This window comes from Corynebacterium sp. HFH0082 (assembly GCF_000411235.1).
Classification (GTDB): Bacteria; Actinomycetota; Actinomycetes; order Mycobacteriales; family Mycobacteriaceae; genus Corynebacterium; species Corynebacterium jeikeium_D.
The window spans coordinates 1,578,550-1,595,353 of the sequence record NZ_KE150404.1 but is presented as its reverse complement, the minus strand read 5'-3'; the positions used below and the strand labels follow the sequence as shown (position 1 = coordinate 1,595,353).

At 56.8% G+C, this 16,804-nt stretch carries 15 protein-coding genes; 3 read left to right on the top strand and 12 right to left on the bottom strand.

The window, feature by feature from the left end; genetic code table 11:
* Positions 1-27 precede the first annotated feature (27 nt).
* Complete coding sequence (locus HMPREF1206_RS06875; RefSeq protein WP_016422609.1) at positions 28-729, top strand: energy-coupling factor ABC transporter ATP-binding protein; 702 nt, start codon at positions 28-30, stop codon at positions 727-729.
* On the top strand, positions 726-1,346 hold the full coding sequence (locus tag HMPREF1206_RS06870; protein WP_016422608.1) for an energy-coupling factor transporter transmembrane protein EcfT: 621 nt from the start codon (positions 726-728) through the stop codon (positions 1,344-1,346). Before HMPREF1206_RS06875 ends, HMPREF1206_RS06870 begins: the two co-directional genes overlap by 4 nt.
* Before the next feature lie 5 nt (positions 1,347-1,351).
* Here the strand turns inward: HMPREF1206_RS06870 and HMPREF1206_RS06865 are convergent, their stop codons facing one another.
* The 11 genes from HMPREF1206_RS06865 to dapB form a co-directional block, all read right to left on the bottom strand.
* Complete coding sequence (locus HMPREF1206_RS06865; RefSeq protein WP_005509356.1) at positions 1,352-2,179, bottom strand: PspA/IM30 family protein; 828 nt, start codon at positions 2,177-2,179, stop codon at positions 1,352-1,354.
* Positions 2,180-2,320: 141 nt separating this feature from the next.
* Positions 2,321-2,755 (bottom strand): helix-turn-helix domain-containing protein, encoded by a 435-nt coding sequence (locus HMPREF1206_RS06860; RefSeq protein WP_016422607.1) that lies wholly within the window; start codon positions 2,753-2,755, stop codon positions 2,321-2,323.
* Positions 2,756-2,806: 51 nt separating this feature from the next.
* A complete protein-coding gene (locus HMPREF1206_RS06855) occupies positions 2,807-3,349 on the bottom strand; it encodes a CinA family protein (RefSeq protein WP_016422606.1) in 543 nt (180 codons plus the stop codon).
* A gap of 24 nt (positions 3,350-3,373) precedes the next feature.
* The gene (pgsA, locus tag HMPREF1206_RS06850) at positions 3,374-3,940 is read right to left on the bottom strand and encodes a CDP-diacylglycerol--glycerol-3-phosphate 3-phosphatidyltransferase (protein WP_016422605.1); all 567 of its coding nucleotides are present in this window, start codon (positions 3,938-3,940) and stop codon (positions 3,374-3,376) included.
* Positions 3,941-3,971: 31 nt separating this feature from the next.
* Positions 3,972-5,105 carry a TerC family protein gene (locus HMPREF1206_RS06845; protein ID WP_016422604.1) on the bottom strand — a complete coding sequence of 378 codons (1,134 nt, stop codon included), beginning with the start codon at positions 5,103-5,105 and terminating at the stop codon, positions 3,972-3,974.
* A 236-nt stretch (positions 5,106-5,341) separates the two neighbouring features.
* On the bottom strand, positions 5,342-8,638 hold the full coding sequence (locus HMPREF1206_RS06840) for a DNA translocase FtsK (protein WP_016422603.1): 3,297 nt from the start codon (positions 8,636-8,638) through the stop codon (positions 5,342-5,344).
* A gap of 105 nt (positions 8,639-8,743) precedes the next feature.
* Complete coding sequence (locus HMPREF1206_RS06835) at positions 8,744-9,361, bottom strand: TIGR03085 family metal-binding protein (protein WP_016422602.1); 618 nt, start codon at positions 9,359-9,361, stop codon at positions 8,744-8,746.
* Between the two features lie 89 nt (positions 9,362-9,450).
* Positions 9,451-11,532 (bottom strand): ribonuclease J, encoded by a 2,082-nt coding sequence (locus tag HMPREF1206_RS06830; protein ID WP_016422601.1) that lies wholly within the window; start codon positions 11,530-11,532, stop codon positions 9,451-9,453.
* Positions 11,532-12,437, bottom strand: coding sequence for a 4-hydroxy-tetrahydrodipicolinate synthase (dapA, locus tag HMPREF1206_RS06825; RefSeq protein WP_016422600.1), 906 nt, complete (start codon positions 12,435-12,437; stop codon positions 11,532-11,534). The genes HMPREF1206_RS06830 and dapA overlap by 1 nt, the downstream gene beginning before the upstream one ends.
* Positions 12,438-12,495: 58 nt before the next feature.
* Complete coding sequence (gene thyX / locus HMPREF1206_RS06820) at positions 12,496-13,248, bottom strand: FAD-dependent thymidylate synthase (protein ID WP_016422599.1); 753 nt, start codon at positions 13,246-13,248, stop codon at positions 12,496-12,498.
* A gap of 20 nt (positions 13,249-13,268) precedes the next feature.
* Entirely contained in the window at positions 13,269-14,021 is a 753-nt protein-coding gene (gene dapB, locus HMPREF1206_RS06815) for a 4-hydroxy-tetrahydrodipicolinate reductase (RefSeq protein WP_016422598.1), read from the bottom strand.
* A gap of 264 nt (positions 14,022-14,285) precedes the next feature.
* On the opposite strand from dapB, the gene HMPREF1206_RS06810 reads away from it, so the two are divergent.
* Complete coding sequence (locus HMPREF1206_RS06810; protein ID WP_224784239.1) at positions 14,286-15,674, top strand: MDR family MFS transporter; 1,389 nt, start codon at positions 14,286-14,288, stop codon at positions 15,672-15,674.
* 102 nt (positions 15,675-15,776) lie between these two features.
* On the opposite strand, the gene HMPREF1206_RS06805 is transcribed toward HMPREF1206_RS06810, so the two are convergent.
* Positions 15,777-16,733, bottom strand: coding sequence for an aldose 1-epimerase family protein (locus HMPREF1206_RS06805; RefSeq protein WP_016422596.1), 957 nt, complete (start codon positions 16,731-16,733; stop codon positions 15,777-15,779).
* Positions 16,734-16,804 lie beyond the last annotated feature (71 nt).

The following is a 16,804-nucleotide window of genomic DNA, read 5'->3' as shown; positions in this document are numbered from 1 at the left end:
GAATTAGAAAGGGTCTCGAGTCGCACTATGCCCACCATCGCTTTTGACCGCGCGTCCGCAACCTATTCGGGACGCCAGATACTGAAGCCGACCACGCTAACTCTCACAGAGAACCGCATTGGCATTATCGGCGAAAACGGTGGCGGTAAGTCCACGCTGGTGCGACTCATTAACGGCCTGGGCCCGGTCACTGGTGGCACGGTCACGTATGAGGGCATGAATGTCGCAAAGCAGGCAAAGGCAATTCGCAAGAATGTCGGCTTCATCTTTTCTGATGCGGATAACCAAATTGTGATGCCGACAGTCGCAGAGGACATTGCCTTTTCACTACGCAAGCGAAAACTGCCAAAGGATGAGCGCAACCAGCTGGTGCAGGAAGCTCTTGAGCGATTTGGGCTCGCCAATCATGCTGACGCCTCGCCACACTTGCTCTCGGGTGGACAAAAACAGCTACTGGCGCTGGCGGCAGTGTTAATTCTTAATCCCACGACCATTATTGCCGATGAGCCCACTACGCTCCTCGACTTGCGCAATCGTCTCCACATTCGGAGTATTTTCGCCCAGCTTGAGCAGCAAATTATCGTGGTCACTCATGATCTGGATTTTCTTATGGACTTCGACCGGGTTATCCGCGTAAGCGCAGGAGAAATCGTCGACGACGGTGCGCCGAAGGAAGTTATTGACCGATACGTCAGCGATATGACTCGTGCGGAAGAAGGCCGCTCATGATTCATCCAGCCGATGTCCCGTTAGGGCTTTACCTAAACCATAAGTCGCCTGTGCACAGGCTCCCGACGGCCCCCAAACTCATCATTGTCATCGCATTTTTATTGCTCACCGGGATTCTCGTGGATACCTGGCTAGGCGGGGCGATTGCCCTGGCAATTATCACCCTTGCTTATGCGGTGGCCAAGGTGCCACCAATGGTTGCTTTCCGACAGCTCCGTGGAGCCGTCATCATTTTGGCGCTGCTTTCGCTTCTCCTGTGGTGGCGCGCCGGAGGTGAGCAAGCGCTGACGACCTTCCTCGCGCTTCTCGCCGCAATCGCAGCGGCAATATTGCTAACGCTGACGACCCGCGTCAGCGACATCATGGATACTTTGACCACTGCGATGCAGCCGTTCGCCCGTTTCGGCCTACCAGTCGACACCATCGCGCTCGCACTATCGCTGACGCTGCGTATGATTCCGCTTCAGGTTATGGCCGCTGCCGAGGTACTGGAAGCTCGAAAAGCACGAGGGGCTGCCGGCTCAATCATTGCCTTCGGCGTACCAGTAGTCATCCGAACCATTAATCGCTCGAAGGCAATGGGTGATTCGCTAATCGCACGTGGTGAAGGTGAGTAGGAGAATTAATTGCCCTCACGCAGCTGGCGCATGCGCTCAGCAACAGCAGGGTCAACGTTGGAGGCAGCGCTTCCCTCGATGGACTTCTGAGCCTCGCCACCAGAGAGCTCGTTGCCACCGTTCATTTCTGCGCGGATTTGCTCCAGGCGAGAGTGCCCAGCAAGCTGAACGCCTGCGGCCTCTACCTCAGCCATACGCCCCTGAACCGAGTTCTGAGCTAGCTCGGCCTGACCAAGAGCGTTAGCGTAACGACGCTCAATCTTGTCACGAACCTGATCCAGATTAGGTGTAGCCCCCGAAGAAATCTGATTCATCGACTGCAGGGACTCAGAGACTTTCTCCTGCATCTTTGCTTGCTCCAGCTGGCTGAGGAGCTTTGCGCGCTCCGCGACCTTCTGCTGCAGCTGCATGGAATTACGCTCGACGGCCTTCTTAGCCTGAGCCGCCTGCTGCAGCGACTGATCGTGCAGAGCCTTCAAATCTTCTACCGACTGCTCAGCAGTAACCAACTGAGCTGCGAAAGCCTCAGCTGCGTTCTCATACTCCGTAGCCTTGGCAGTATCCCCCTCAGCACGAGCCTTGTCAGCGAGCTGCAATGCCTGACGAGTGTTCCCCTGCAGCTTCTCAATCTCAGCGAGCTGACGGTTAAGGCGCATTTCCAGCTGGCGCTGATTACCAATCACCGCCGCTGCCTGCTGCGATAGTTCCTGGTGCTGCCGCTGGGCATCCTCGATAGCCTGCTGAATCTGCACCTTCGGATCAGCGTTTTCCTCAATCTTGGAATCAAAAGCGGCCATCAAGTAATTCCACAGCTTTACAAATGGATTAGCCATAGCGTCCCATACACCTTTCTTATTGCAACTACCTCAAAGCAGGTCTGTGCTTATCGCGCACCCAATCTTAACTAAAGCCGAGCGTCTTCGGGTGCTAAGTACCGGAGCAATGGAATGAAATTCCACCGCCGCAACCAATTTCTACATCGCTGCCAATTCTGGGCTCGCCGAATGCAGGGCCATCGCTGTGGCTGCTTCCATCATCAAATCCGACACCGTCACACCAAGCGCCGCGCATACCGACGCCAGCAGCTCAGATGAGACTTCTTTCCGTCCACGCTCAAGCTCAGACAAATAACCAGGGCTAATAGCCGCATTTTCAGAAAGCTCACGCAGCGTCTGTCCACTGCGCGAACGGATATCACGCAGCGTCTCCCCCAGTGCCTCTCGCAGGAGTGGCTCACGGGATTCTCCCCGTTCCGCCAAATCCTGTGCCGTTAACTTTGCAACCGATCCAGGCTGCTCCCCTACAGCCACCCGCGCCGACGGTGCTGTGGCATCCATGGAAGCTTCGAAAGCGGCAGCGCTATCTACCTCTGGGTAGCGAATGGTCATAAGTGCAGTATTGTTGGTCATCACTTTCTCTAACGCTTTAGAAGGCCGACCTGTTCCCAATTTTCAAAAATTCTACTCACCGTCGAGATTCTGCAACAACAGTTCTAACGCCAATACCACTGCTTGACGACGAATCTCCGCGCGCGACCCCTCTTTATTCACCGGCAACCTAACAGCAGTTACCCCATCAAGGTACGAAACTCCCGGCGGTTTCAGACCACACCAGACTTCACCTACTGGGTGCCCATCCTGCATCGCTGGACCAGCAACGCCAGTTAGCGAAATCCCCCAGTCCGCCACTGCTTTATTTGCCACTCCAAGTGCCATATACCGGGCCGTCAACTCGGACACGGGGCCATATGCGGCCAAAGCATCCTTTGGCACGTCGGCAAGCAACGCCTTCGTGTCAGTGGCGTAAGTGACCACGCCACCGCGGAGAACGGCGGAGGCTCCCGGTACGGAGGCAACTGTAGCGCAGAGAAGACCTGCGGTAAGTGATTCTGCGGCTGCAAAAGTCTCGCCACGAGCCGTAAGCGTTTGGACGAGTTGAAGCGAAACGCCATCGACACCGTCAGCGTTTTCGTCGCTCTGGGCGAGGCGTTCGACTGTGTTCACAGCTTTACCCTCCACTTAATTTCTCTACGAGACCTTTCGCGCATCCACAATGTACTGGATACCAGTACCGACGGTGACGACAATGGCGGCAACCATCACAATCCAGGACGGCCAGAACAACCAGTCCACTGGCATCAGGAAGAGCCCCACTGCTACAGACTGCAGGACCGTCTTTATCTTGCCGCCCCGAGAAGCCGGAACAACACGCCCCTGACGCAGGGCGAACATACGCCAGATGGTGATGCCACCTTCGCGAATCACGATGATGACAGTCACCCACCACGGCAGAATGTCGATGATGTTCATACCAATCAGCGCAGCCAGCATTAGAGCCTTATCGGCAATCGGATCGGCAATCTTGCCAAAGTCGGTAATGAGGTTACGGCTACGTGCGAGGTGCCCGTCCAACTTGTCAGTCGCCATCAGAAGCGCGAATACGACAAACGACCACCAGCGCCAATTGGTGGCTTCGCCGCCCTCCTGAAGAAGTACCCACAGGAACACCGGTACTCCGAGGATGCGAAGCACGGTCAGGAAATTGGGCAAGTTCCAGTTGGAAACACGGCTTGTATCAGCACTTGGAGCAGTCACAGTTGTTACCTTATCTCACAATCGTGTTCGATTAACGCCCAGGCTCGTTCTTACCGGTGTGTGAACCGTTAGTTTCGCTTCCGGCCGACGTTGACCCCTCACTGACAGAAGTAGAGGAGGCGTGAGAGCCGAGGCCATCGCGGCTTCCATCATCATCGTGGTGAACACGCGGAAGGGCAATCGCACCCATGTTTTCATCACGCTTGCTCTTGAGCCACGATGCCAGGACAGTCACCACCAGAACGATGACGATGACCGCCAGCGACGCCCAGGTCGATACTTCAGGCACCGACACGTTCTCACCGCTGTTGATAAACGGCAGGTTGTTTTCATGCAGTGCGTGCAACAGCAACTTCACACCAATAAAGGCCAGGATGACACCCAGGCCATAAGCCAGGTACACCAAGCGATCCAGCAGACCGTCGAGCAGGAAGTACATCTGTCGCAACCCCATGAGAGCAAGGGCATTTGCAGTAAAGACGATATATGCCTCATCCGTCAGGCCGTAGATAGCCGGGATAGAGTCAAACGCAAACATCACATCGATAAAACCGATGGACACCAGCGCGATGGCAAGTGGAGTCAAGTAACGCTTGCCGTTTTCCTTAACGGTCAGCTTGTCCTTGTTGTAATGGTCCGAAATTGGGACGATTCGACGCAGCCATTGAATCAGCTTCATATCCGACGGATCGGGTTCCGGCTTATCGACGGCTTCGTCGTACACCGTCTTGATAGCCGTGTAAATCAGGAAGATTGCAAACAGGTAGAAAACGTCAGACCACTTGGCAATAACTGCCGCACCAGCCCAAATGAACAGGCCTCTGAATACCAGCGCCATCGCAATACCGAACAGCAAAACCTTTTGTTGGTACTGGCGCGGAATCTTGAATGCGCCGATGATGAGTGCAAAGACAAATAGATTGTCTACGCTGAGCGCCTTTTCGGTGATATAGCCCGATAGAAACTCAATGCCTCGGTGGTGATCCCATAACAACCACACCATTCCGCCGAAAATTAATGCCAAGACTACGTAGAAAGCGGTCCAGATGCCGGCTTCCTTCATAGTTGGGTTATGCGGCGTGCGAACGTGTGCATAGAAGTCAAAGGCGATAAAACCCATGACGACCACAATGGTGATAATCCATACCAATGCGGGGACATGCATATTAAAAAAAGACCTCCGGTCGTGCGAACATGAACCGGAGGTCTCTCCTGCTTCTGCCATAGTGGCAAAAGTGACGGCACCGGGATTCGATGTGCGCAAGACGAGTCTGTGCGTCCAATCCGTGCTGACGATAACCGTCACGGGCTAGCGGAAAACATCCACTTTTACCGGGGATACTCCCCTCCACGTGTGCCGACTATACACGCAATCAGAAACGGCGGTAAGGCTGGGTCGTCCTACGCCATAGACTGATTCGGATCAGCGTCGACTACGTTTACTTCTTCCTTAGGAGCATCCTCCGGGTTTGCGCCCTTGATCATCCACTTAATGGTTTCGAGCTCCTCTGGCTTGACCAGCACCTCACGTGCCTTAGAGCCCTCTGATGGCCCGACCACTCCGCGAGTTTCCATCAGGTCCATCAGTCGACCAGCCTTGGCAAAGCCGACTCGCATCTTGCGCTGCAACATCGAGGTCGACCCGTGCTGTGCGGTGACCACCAGCTCGACTGCCTGAAGCAAATCTTCCAGGTCATCTCCAATATCGGGGTCAATGTTGCGCTCAGCCTCAGCGCTCTTATCCTCTGTGACACCCTCGGTGTAATCCGGCTCGGCCTGTGCCTTAGCCGCATCGACTACTGCCTGAATCTCCTCGTCTGTGACGAAGGCACCCTGCAGCCGTCGCGGCTTGCCTGCACCCTGTGGAATGAACAGGCCATCGCCCATACCAATGAGCTTTTCAGCACCTCCCTGGTCAAGAATGACGCGGGAGTCCGTGAGTGACGAGGTAGCGAATGCCAATCGCGATGGCACGTTCGTCTTAATCAAACCGGTGACCACATCCACAGACGGACGCTGCGTAGCCAACACCAAGTGGATACCGGCGGCACGGGCCTTCTGCGTGATGCGCACAATCGCATCTTCGATATCGCGGGGTGCGGTCATCATCAGGTCTGCCAGCTCGTCGACGACACAGACAATGTACGGGTACGGACGGTACTCGCGTTCCGAGCCAAGTGGCGTCGTAATCTCACCGGACTTGACCTTACGGTTGAAGTCCTTGATGTGACGGACGCGGGCGGCCTTCATGTCCATGTACCGCTGTTCCATCTCTTCAACCAGCCACTGCAGAGCCGCCGCGGCCTTCTTCGGCTGAGTGATGATTGGCGTAATCAGGTGAGGAATCCCCTCATATGGAGTCAGCTCGACCATCTTCGGGTCCACCAGAATCAGGCGGACATCCTCCGGGGTCGCACGAGTCAGCAGCGAAACCAACATCGAATTTACGAACGCGGACTTACCCGAACCGGTCGAACCGGCAACGAGAAGGTGCGGCATTTTCTGGATGGAGTGCGAGATAAACTCGCCCTCAATATCCTTACCGAGCCCAATCAGCATCGGGTCATCGTTCGCAACGGTTTTGGGCGCGTTGAGTACGTCGGCAAGCCGAACCATCTCACGGTCGTTGTTCGGTACCTCGATACCAACGGCTGACTTGCCCGGAATCGGAGTCAGTAGGCGGACATTGTCGGTCGCTACCGCATAGGCAATGTTGGACTGGAGGTTCGTGATCTTCGAGACCTTCACGCCCGGGCCAAGCTCGACCTCGTAGCGAGTCACCGTCGGACCGCGAGAGAAACCAGTCACCGCAGCATCGACCTTGAATTCTGCGAATACTTCAGTAATCGCCTCAATCATGCGGTCGTTCGTCGCCGTACGTGTCTTGGGACGCTCACCTGGAATCAACAAATTAGTCGATGGCAGGTGGTAGTCAGATTCCGGCGTGCGTGCCGACGAACCGGAAGTACCCTCGGCATCCTTTTCCAATTCAGACTTCGGAGTTGTGGCCGGAATCTTAGAGGCATCGATACCAGAACGAGCGGCAATGGCATCCATTGTGCGGCGGGTAGCCTCAGACACTGCATCCCGCGAATCATCGACAGACGACTCGCCCTGCGGCGCGCTCGCCGGCTCTACGGCCTCAGGTTGAACAGCGGGCTGTTTCGGAGCTCGGGAATCGGAAACACAATTCCGTTCGCTGTTATTAGCTGCAGCAGCCTCCTGCGTCGGGTACTCGGAGTACTCGTCATAATCCTCGTCGACAGCGTGGTAGTTCGTGCCCCCGACAGCTGGAATAGTCGATTCTGTCTCAGCGGTGTCGCGATGTACTGCATCCGACTGAGCTTCCTCCACGTACTCAGCTGCCGGAAACGCCGGCTCCACTGGGGAAACTCGATTGGAGTGCGGTGCCCCATTCCGGACATCGAACACTGTGGTCTTTGCCGAATCGTAGTCGACATCCTCAACCTGACGGGCACGTCGCGGAGCCTGTCGGTTCCTCTGCGGCTCTTCGTCCAAAAGATCGTAGAGGTTACCGTCAGTATCCGGTTCGTCGTAAGGCGCGGGTTCGGGTGCGGATATACGGCTATCCGCGCCACGGCGGGACGCTCGGTAAGCAGGGCGACCGGTCGAACGAGACGAGGAATGCTGCGTGCGGCTGCTGTGGCTTGGGCGACGCTCAATTAGCTGCGTCGGCTGGTCAAAGTCCTCATCGGCATATGCGGTATCGGAATCCCAGCTCGCACGACGTTCCAGCATGTCATCGACATTGCCGTAGGGATCGTCCGATTCCGGCTCGTCGCCGGCACGACGCGAAGACCACTCGGAAAAGTTGAAGTATTCCTTAGTGGCATCGATAAGCTGGCGCACCGTCGCGCCAGAGAGCACCAGAGCGCCGTAAAAAACGATACCCAGCAACAAAACCACGGCGACCCACGAGGTAAACCCGGCTGCTAGCGGCGAACCGATATAACCACCAATTGCGCCACCAGCTGCACGTCGCCCCTGCCAGTCCGCAGGACGACCCGAGCCGATATGCACAATTGCGAGCAGCCCCACCACGATCAGCGAAGCTCCAGTGATGGTAGGTGTCAGACGTTCACGGCGCGGCATAGCATCCAGCATCATTAATACGGAAACAACACCGAGCAGCACCGGAAGTACAAAAGCGCCGATACCAATGAGCGTGCGCACTGCCGTTTCAATGAACTCCCCCACTGGCCCTGCCAGGTGGAACCATGTCGAGCCAGCGAGCACAATCGCCAACGCCAGCACGAGTAGTGCGAGGCCATCCTTCGATCCCGGTTCGCCACCCTCATCGAAGTCTGCGTCGAACTCGTCAGCTGGCACGGAGGCCGGTGCCGGCGGTTCAATTACATCGTCATAGCCGCTAGCTGCTTTACGACGCTTCCTACGGGGCTTCGTCGAAAAATCGGCGTCTCTTTCGCGCCGCGACATATTCTCCTCTTCATCTCGCTTATTTTTGCGACCGCCTACCCGACGGGCAAGACCGGCCACGCCGCGGGCAGTTTCAGTCCAGGCGCTGGCCAAGCTATTGCCCACGAACGACATGGCGCTAGGAGTGCGCTCGAATTCCTCCGTGGCACTGTGCACGGGGTATCGCCGCGTGGCATCTGTCTCCGCAGAGCGGGAAGATCCACGACGATTGTCAGTTCTGGTTCGGCTGGTCGCAGACATGACCATAACCTTACAGCTAACACCGGATCGTTTTCACATTAGTCACACGCGTGTCATTGTTTAACAGGCGGGCTGCCACGACTGTCCAGAACTGAGAACGTGATCTTAAAGGCTGTTGCGCTTGATGCCCGATTCGTCGCCGTCGATGGTGACGCGTACCTCGTCACGGCCATAGAGCCACAACACCAGTTCCCCGACGCTTCCGCGGACAGTCACAACCGGAGCACCCTTAGCACTGTTGTCGATTAGGGTCACCGCAACCCCGTCGTCGCGCATTAGCACCACGGTCGAGGTCGAACCGCGCAACATCATACGGCCGGCAGTAGTGACCAGGCGCCACAGGTCTGAAACTCCGGAGGGTGGCAGCTGACGAACGGTCCAACCTTCCTGGGCACGACGGACGTCCTCGTGGTGAACGAAGTTCTCCGCAGTGTTGACATAGCGGTCTGCCCAGTTCATTGGATTCCATCGCGGAGCACCACTGCCCCACTTCCCCACCACTTCGACGTAGGGCATTCGATTGACCTCAGCGGTAACAGCATCGAGGCGTTCCGAAAGCGCCTTGACGAACATCCCGCCAGCGGCATCCAGACGGTTTTCGCGAATGTAAAGGTGGTTGGCCAAATCCCGGGTTGTCCAGCCCTCGCACAAGGTCGGTGCGTCGGGGCCGACGCTAAGCAGTAGATTAGCTAGGTCTTCACGTTCCCGTTCAGCAAAAGTCATAGCTCCAGACTAGACCAGGCACGGAGAAGCCCGCATCCACACGGCTTTAGGTGGATGCGGGCTCTTACGCTAAAAGACGCTCTAGAAACTTAGATGCTTTCGCGCGACTCCTTGATTTCCTCATCGGTGACCTCTTCGGCTGCCTCTGAGGACATCGGCACGATGGTCGGAACAACCATCGGGCTGCGACGCCATTTCTGGTTAATGACGCGCTCGGTGCGGCGACGAACTTCCTGAGCCATACGGTATGGATTGTTCTCGCCACTGCCAGCCAGGTCAAAGAGAGTATCGTCAACGACCTGCTCGACGGTTGCGAGCACTTCCTTGGCGTCGTCCGAGTAACCGCGAGCCTGAGCCCGTGGCTTCTCCAACGGACGACCAGTGCGGTTATCGATGACGGCTGTGACGGTGATAAGACCACCTTCACGCATTTCAGCACGGTCTGCCAGCACGTCAGCGTCGACGTCACCCATGGTGACGCCATCAACGTAGAGGTTACCGACCGGAACCTGGCCAACTACACGAGCGCGGCCGTCAACGAGGTCGACAACCACACCGTTCTGAGCGAGGACAACGTTTTCTGGCTTCACACCAGTGGACACAGCCAGTTCCTTGTTGGCACGAATGTGGCGCCACTCACCGTGAATTGGCATGACATTCGACGGACGGGCTGCGTTGTAGAGGAACAGCAGCTCGCCGGCAAACCCGTGACCGGAGGTGTGAACCTTGGCATCCTTGCCAGTGATAACCGTGGCACCAATCTGGGCCAACATGTTGATAACGCCGAAGACCGCCTCTTCGTTACCCGGTACCAGCGAAGAACTGAGGATAATCAGGTCGCCATCACGGACGGTAATCTGACGGTGCTCACGACGGGCCATGCGAGACAGCGCAGCCATTGGCTCACCCTGCGTACCGGTAGTCACCAGCACGACCTTGTGGGGCGCCATGCGAGCGGCCTCGTTCATCTCCACGATGGTGTTCTCTGGCGCGGTCAGCAGACCCAACTCCTGCGCGATACGCATGTTGCGAATCATGGAGCGGCCGTTGAACGCGACCTTTCGTCCAGCCTTGACAGCTGCATCGATAACAGCCTGAACGCGGTAGACATTCGACGCGAAAGCCGCAACGATAACGCGCTGCTTTGCGTCCATAATCAGACGACGCAGGGTCGGAGCCAACTCCGCCTCGGAACCGGAGAAGCCCGGGATTGTGGCGTTGGTGGACTCACACAAGAAGAGGTCGATTCCCTCATCACCGTAGCGGCTCAGCGCCGGCAGGTCAGTCGGCTTTCCGTCCGGCGGGGTCTGGTCCATCTTCACGTCACCGGTGTGGACAACCATGCCAGCTCCGGTCTTAATGACGATGCCAAGGCACTCCGGAATCGAGTGGTTGACGTTGAAGAAACGCAGATCGAACGGACCACGCTGAATGTGGCTGGTGTCGTTGACCTCGATGACCTTCGGGCGCTGACGGTGCTCCTGTGTCTTGGCCTGAATCAGTGCCAAGGTAAAGCGGGAAGCAATAATCGGGATGTCCGCGCGCTGCTTGAGCAACCAAGGGATAGCACCGATGTGATCCTCGTGACCGTGGGTGACCACGAGAGCTTCCACGCGATCCCACTTGTCTTCCATGTAGGAGAAGTCAGGCAGAATCAGGTCAACACCCGGCTCATCCGAGCTCGGGAACAGCACGCCACAGTCGACGATAATCAGTCGGTTTTTGTACTCCAACACGGTCATATTGCGACCGATTTCGGAAATACCACCCAGCGCGACCACACGCAGACCGTCCTTGGGGGCCTTCGGCGGCGCGGGCAGACGTTGCGTCAAGTCTGCACCCTGCATCGACTGCACTACGTTACGACGGTTGCCGCCACGCCCGCCACGGCCACCCCGCGAATTATTTCCGCGGTTACCGCCACGGCCACCGCGACCACCACGAGAACCGCGGTTGGAAGAATTCGACGAACCTTGGGACTTCTTAGCGTTGCCGGCGTTCTTACGATCACCGGAACGCTGCGAGGACTTCGAGCCGTTGGATTTAGCTCCACCCTTGTCGGAGCCCTTGGATGCAGAGTTCTTGGACTGCTCTGCTGCAGCCACGTCAGACTCGGAAGGCGGACCGGCCTTACGAGTTACCTTGCGGGCGCGATTGCGTCCTTCAGCCACTACAGAACACCTGCCTTCCGCATAGCTTCTTCAAGCACCTCAAGCTGCTGGTCATTTGCTGCAATTTGCGGCAAGCGTGGATCTCCTATCTCAATGCCCTGCAGACGCAGAGCGGACTTAGCAAAACTTACACCGCCAAGTGCAGCCTGAGCGGCAAACAGCGGAGTCATCTTCGCGTGGGCTGCCTGCGCACCAGCAAGGTCTCCCTTGTCAAAGCAAGAGCGCACCTCAGCCAGCAGCTGCGGGGCTGCATGTCCAATAACGGAAATAAACCCGGTGGCGCCAACAGACAGCCACGGAAGGTTCAGCACATCGTCACCGGAGTACCACGCCAAATCAGTATTAGCGATAATGCCGGCGGCAGCTCCCAAATCCCCCTTGGCGTCCTTAACAGCCTGGATTCTCGGGTGCTCCGCCAACCGGTAAATGGTATCAACTTCAATCGGAATAACCGAACGCGGCGGAATGTCATACAAACACACCGGCGCCTCGGTTGCGTCAGCCACTGCCGTAAAGTGACGGTACAGCCCCTCCTGGGACGGCTTGGAGTAATACGGCGTGACGACGAGCAGCGCATCCGCGCCCGCCTCCACAGAAGCCTTTGCCAGCTCGATGGACCCGGCCGTGTCATTGGTGCCGGCACCGGCCACGAGCTTAACCTCGTCACCCATCTCTGCACGGACAGCTCGGAGAAGCTCAAGCTTTTCCTCAACCGTCGTAGTAGGCGACTCGCCGGTAGTACCGGCCAGAATGAGTGCATCGCAGCCACCGTCTACAAGATGACCAGCGAGCTGCACACCCGCCTTGACATCGAGGTTTCCGTCCTTATCAAAAGGGGTCACCATAGCTACGGCGACGGTGCCGAAAATGTCAGCACCGCGAGTTGACGCAATTCCTGTGCTCATTGTTGACTACCTTTTCTTAAAAATCTCAATCGACTATATCTTCACACTGTACGTGCGATTACCCCTCGAAGGCGTAAGGACTCGACGCGACGACCGACCCATCCTTCAGAGTGTTAATCTCAAAATCCCCAAAAGCAACAGGAGCACAGCGCTGCAGCTCCCGCAGGCAAGCCACTGCCAACTCCCGAATTTCAGCATCGGCATGCTCAGTCGCACGCATCGAAATGAAGTGGCGCCAAGACCGGAAGTTACCAGTAACCACGATTCGAGTTTCGGTGGCATTGGGCAAAACCGCCCGGGCTGCCTGGCGTGCCTGCTTTCGCCGCAAGATAGCGTTGGGCTCGTCGGCCCACTTCTCTTCCAGTGCGTCTAATAACTCACCATAGGCGAAACGGGACTGATCAACCGCGCTTTCGAAAACTCGCAACAGATCCGGGTCCTCCGCAATTGCGGGAGGAACCACAACATTGTTGGAACTGGCCGGCACAAACCGCTGCGACAACTGCGAAAAGGAAAAGTGGCGGTGCCGTGTGAGTTCATGTGCACACGAGCGCGACAGCCCACGAACATAGATGCTTGCACTTGCGTGTTCAAAAAGTGAGGTGTGGCCTACCTCAAGCACATGTCGCAGATATCCCCTATTCGTCGCCGTTCGTGGATTGGGCTTGTCCCACGTTTCATAACAAGCCCTGCCGGAGAACTCAATCAATGCTTCCCCACCATCGGCATCGCTATCAAAGTCGATGTCCTCCGGCGGGAAGAAGTTGGTCGCGGCGATTAGCTGCGCCTTGAGAGTGACATTTTCAGACATTTTCAGTTAACTCCCGGCCATTAAAGTCCCAGGAACGGCTCCAGTCCCACAGTCAGGCCCGGAAAATCCTCAATCTTGCGCACACCCAGCAGAACGCCTGGTACGAAGCTGGTGCGCGAGTAGGAGTCCTGCTTGATGGTGAGCGACTGCCCTTCTGCACCGAAGATAACGGTCTCGTGAGCCACCGAACCGGTCATACGGACTGCGTGCACCGGAATGCCCTCGACCTCAGCACCGCGAGCACCATCGAGAGTTTGCTCAGTGGCGTCCGGCTGCTCCCCCATGCCGGCTTCCTTGCGAGCACGAGCAATAGCCTCAGCAGTGTGGATAGCGGTGCCCGAGGGGGCATCCTTCTTAAAAGGGTGGTGCATTTCGATAACTTCAGCGGAATCGAAGTACGGAGCGGCTAGCTCCGCCATCTTCATCGTCAGTACCGCGGAGATTGCGAAGTTCGGTGCAATAAGAACATTGGCCTCACCGTCGGCGTCGTCAAGCCAGCGCTGCACCTGATCGAGGCGCTCCTTGGTAAAGCCCGTAGTACCCACGACGGCGTTGATGCCATTCTTAATGCAGAACTCAAGATTGCCCATCACAGCGTCGGGCTGAGTAAAGTCAACAATGGTCTGCACACCAGCGGTGACAAGTTCATTCAGGTCATCGCCAGAGTCGAGACCCGCTGCCAGCTCCAAATCGTCGGCGGCTTCAACTGCCTCGCAGATGGTGGACCCTACCTTGCCCTTGGCGCCAAGTACGCCGACCTTGATATTGCTCACAGCTATTGTCCTTTCCCAACGGGTTTATCTTTCTCCCTTACCTTAGAATGTGTTGGCCAACTTGTGTGCCAATGCCCCCGTCCGCTTTGCCTTTTTGTCGACTTACGACGGGGTTTTTGTTGCGCTAAGATTCCATGTCTTCGACAATTACCTATTTCTGTACCGATATATAGAAAGAGACTTCAATTGGTTTCTGAATCTGAAGATTCCGAACTCAGCCCAAGTTCGGAGGCACCACAGGCCGATGCGCCCAAAAGTGCTTATATGGCCATTTACGTGCTACTAGCTGCGGCATTCATGGCTATCTTGAACGAGACGGTCATGAGCGTCGCAATTCCCGTCGTCAAGGCGGACCTCGGAATCAGCGCAGCTACCGCAGGCTGGCTGACAACATCGTTCCTACTGACCATGGCAGTTGTCATTCCGGTCACTGGATTTCTCATTTCGGCAGTGCCGTTCCGCATTCTTTTCGCGGTCAGTCAAGGACTATTCGTCGTGGGCACTCTCATCGGTGCTTTCGCGCCAAACTTCGCGATCGTTCTGCTCGCACGCATTGTCCAAGCGTCCGGTACCGCAGTGCTGCTGCCGCTGCTGATGACCACGGTGCTCAACGTAGTACCGGAGCATGAGCGCGGGCGCATGATGGGACGAATGAGCGTGGTCATCGCTGTCGCGCCTGCTATCGGACCGACCATCTCCGGTCTCATTCTGGAGATTGCCAATAACAATTGGCATGCGCTTTTCGACACGATGTTGCCGCTCGGCCTAATTGTGCTGGTAGTGGGTGTCATTCTCGTTCCCAATATTGAGGAAAACTCCGCGAAGTCCATCGATATCCTCTCGGTGTTCCTCAGTGCCGGCGCATTCGGTCCGCTGGTGTACGCGCTGAGCCGCGTGGGCGCAGAGTTTTCGCTTATCGACGGAATCCTGTGCGCAGTCGGCATCGTGCTGTTGGTGTTCTTCATCATGCGCCAGCGCCGTTTGGCACCGCACAACCGAGCTCTGCTGGATCTTCGAACCTTCCGCACAAAGAGCTTTAGGCTGTCCACAATCATTCTGACCATTGGTTTCATGCTGATGTTCGGTGTGATCATCATTTTGCCGCTCTACCTCAATCTGCGAGGTGTCGACGTCAAGACTATTGGTTTGATTGTGATGCCTGGTCCACTGGTCATGGGCCTTATGGGACCGGCTGTCGGCCGGCTCTTTGACAGCTATGGTCCGCGCCCACTGGCAATTCCCGGCTCCATTGTCCTTGCCCTCGGTCTTTTCGGGCTCGGCTTCATCTCAGCATCGACTCCGCTATGGTGGATTGTCGCCTGCCACATCGTCCTTGAGATTGGCCTGGGGCTGCTGTTTACTCCGCTGTTCACATTCGGTCTTGGTGATCTTCCGAAGCGCCTCTACCCGGATGGCTCAGCAATCATGAACACGCTACAGCAGGTTGCCGGCGCTGTCGGTACCGCACTGTTTGTGGCGCTGTCAGCTGTTATTGCCACTGGCCTGTCCGGCACTGGTGCAGCAGCTCCTGCCGCCGACGACTTGATTCGTGGCTATAGCATTGCGATGTTTACCGCCGCGGGATTTGCCGTGGTGCTAATCTTCCTCACCACGCTGCTCAAGCCGCAGCGGAAGAAGATTGCATTACAGTAGCCCCCCCCCCAAGACCGGGGGGGGAATACCGCCTAAACTAGGCGGCTTGCTCCCGGCCCGGGATTTCCATTGAGGGGGCTGCACTCTTCTGCGCTGGGAAAACTATTTTCCGCCCGTTTCCGCGCGCAGTCCCATGGCAAGAGTTGTTGTCTCTCCAGCCTGAACTCGCAGCAAACCGGTACCGGAGCGTAGCGCATCCGGCGGACATGTCATTGGCTCCACCGCAATCGCATTCCCGTGCCCAGGAAATCCTTCTCGTCGTCCGGCGTCCGCAACATAGACCTGGAAAAACCTGAATTCATCATCGGCCCAGAGCACAGCACCCTTGCCATTTGGCCCAACCAAATGCGCTTCACGACGGCGCGGCGAGTCACTCCCCGCTGTCTCCTCGGCAGCAAAGAAGCAGTGATCCAGCCACAGTCCATCCAGGGATACTCCCTCTCGAAGGCTGGGAACCACCGTCTCGGCTGGCACCGCTGGGCCGGCGGGCAAGTTTCGAATTGGCTCCAGTGGCAGGTTTTTATCAACGGGCAACCGCAGTGTGCAACTGCCGAAGTCAGCGCCCAACGCGCTTAAATAGGGATGCCAGCCCAGACCAAACGGGCACTCCCTATCGCTGCGATTATGCACTGTGAACTCCGCCGATAGGCCATCTGAGGCTGTGACTTGCCAACGCACGGTCAGACCGAGTTCCCAAGGCCAGCCCGGCTGCGGCTCAACTTCCACGCCCAAGGTGACGCTGCTGTCATCAGAATCGACCACAGACCAAACGCGATCTGCAACAAACCCGTGAATAGCATTCGCCCGGGACGGCTCCGAAATATCTAGCCGATGTACTTCCCCATCAAAGATGAATACTCCGTCAGCGACCCTGTTCGGCCACGGAGCCAGGAGCGTACCTGCGGACAACGGTGGATTGAACCCTTTGGGATAGTCAGTCAGCAGTGGCAGGCCACAGTACTCCAGTGATCTCGGACCACCACCGAACTGGGAAATACTTGCGACATAGTCACCGGCCGCAATGTCAATGAATTCATGATCGTGCGCGACAAGTTGCATGCGCAAATCACCTTCCATGTGGGTTCGAAAATTAATCCGTTCGAAACCCGAGATTAACCCAAAACAAAAGC

Coding starts and splice junctions, on each gene's coding strand:
- HMPREF1206_RS06805 (WP_016422596.1), bottom strand. CDS start 16,733: ATGCAACTTGTCGCGCACGATCATGAATTCATTGACATTGCGGCCGGT.
- HMPREF1206_RS06845 (WP_016422604.1), bottom strand. CDS start 5,105: ATGCATGTCCCCGCATTGGTATGGATTATCACCATTGTGGTCGTCATG.
- HMPREF1206_RS06835 (WP_016422602.1), bottom strand. CDS start 9,361: ATGACTTTTGCTGAACGGGAACGTGAAGACCTAGCTAATCTACTGCTT.
- HMPREF1206_RS06865 (WP_005509356.1), bottom strand. CDS start 2,179: ATGGCTAATCCATTTGTAAAGCTGTGGAATTACTTGATGGCCGCTTTT.
- HMPREF1206_RS06875 (WP_016422609.1), top strand. CDS start 28: ATGCCCACCATCGCTTTTGACCGCGCGTCCGCAACCTATTCGGGACGC.
- HMPREF1206_RS06840 (WP_016422603.1), bottom strand. CDS start 8,638: ATGTCTGCGACCAGCCGAACCAGAACTGACAATCGTCGTGGATCTTCC.
- dapA (WP_016422600.1), bottom strand. CDS start 12,437: ATGAGCACAGGAATTGCGTCAACTCGCGGTGCTGACATTTTCGGCACC.
- HMPREF1206_RS06860 (WP_016422607.1), bottom strand. CDS start 2,755: ATGACCAACAATACTGCACTTATGACCATTCGCTACCCAGAGGTAGAT.
- HMPREF1206_RS06870 (WP_016422608.1), top strand. CDS start 726: ATGATTCATCCAGCCGATGTCCCGTTAGGGCTTTACCTAAACCATAAG.
- HMPREF1206_RS06810 (WP_224784239.1), top strand. CDS start 14,286: ATGGCCATTTACGTGCTACTAGCTGCGGCATTCATGGCTATCTTGAAC.
- thyX (WP_016422599.1), bottom strand. CDS start 13,248: ATGTCTGAAAATGTCACTCTCAAGGCGCAGCTAATCGCCGCGACCAAC.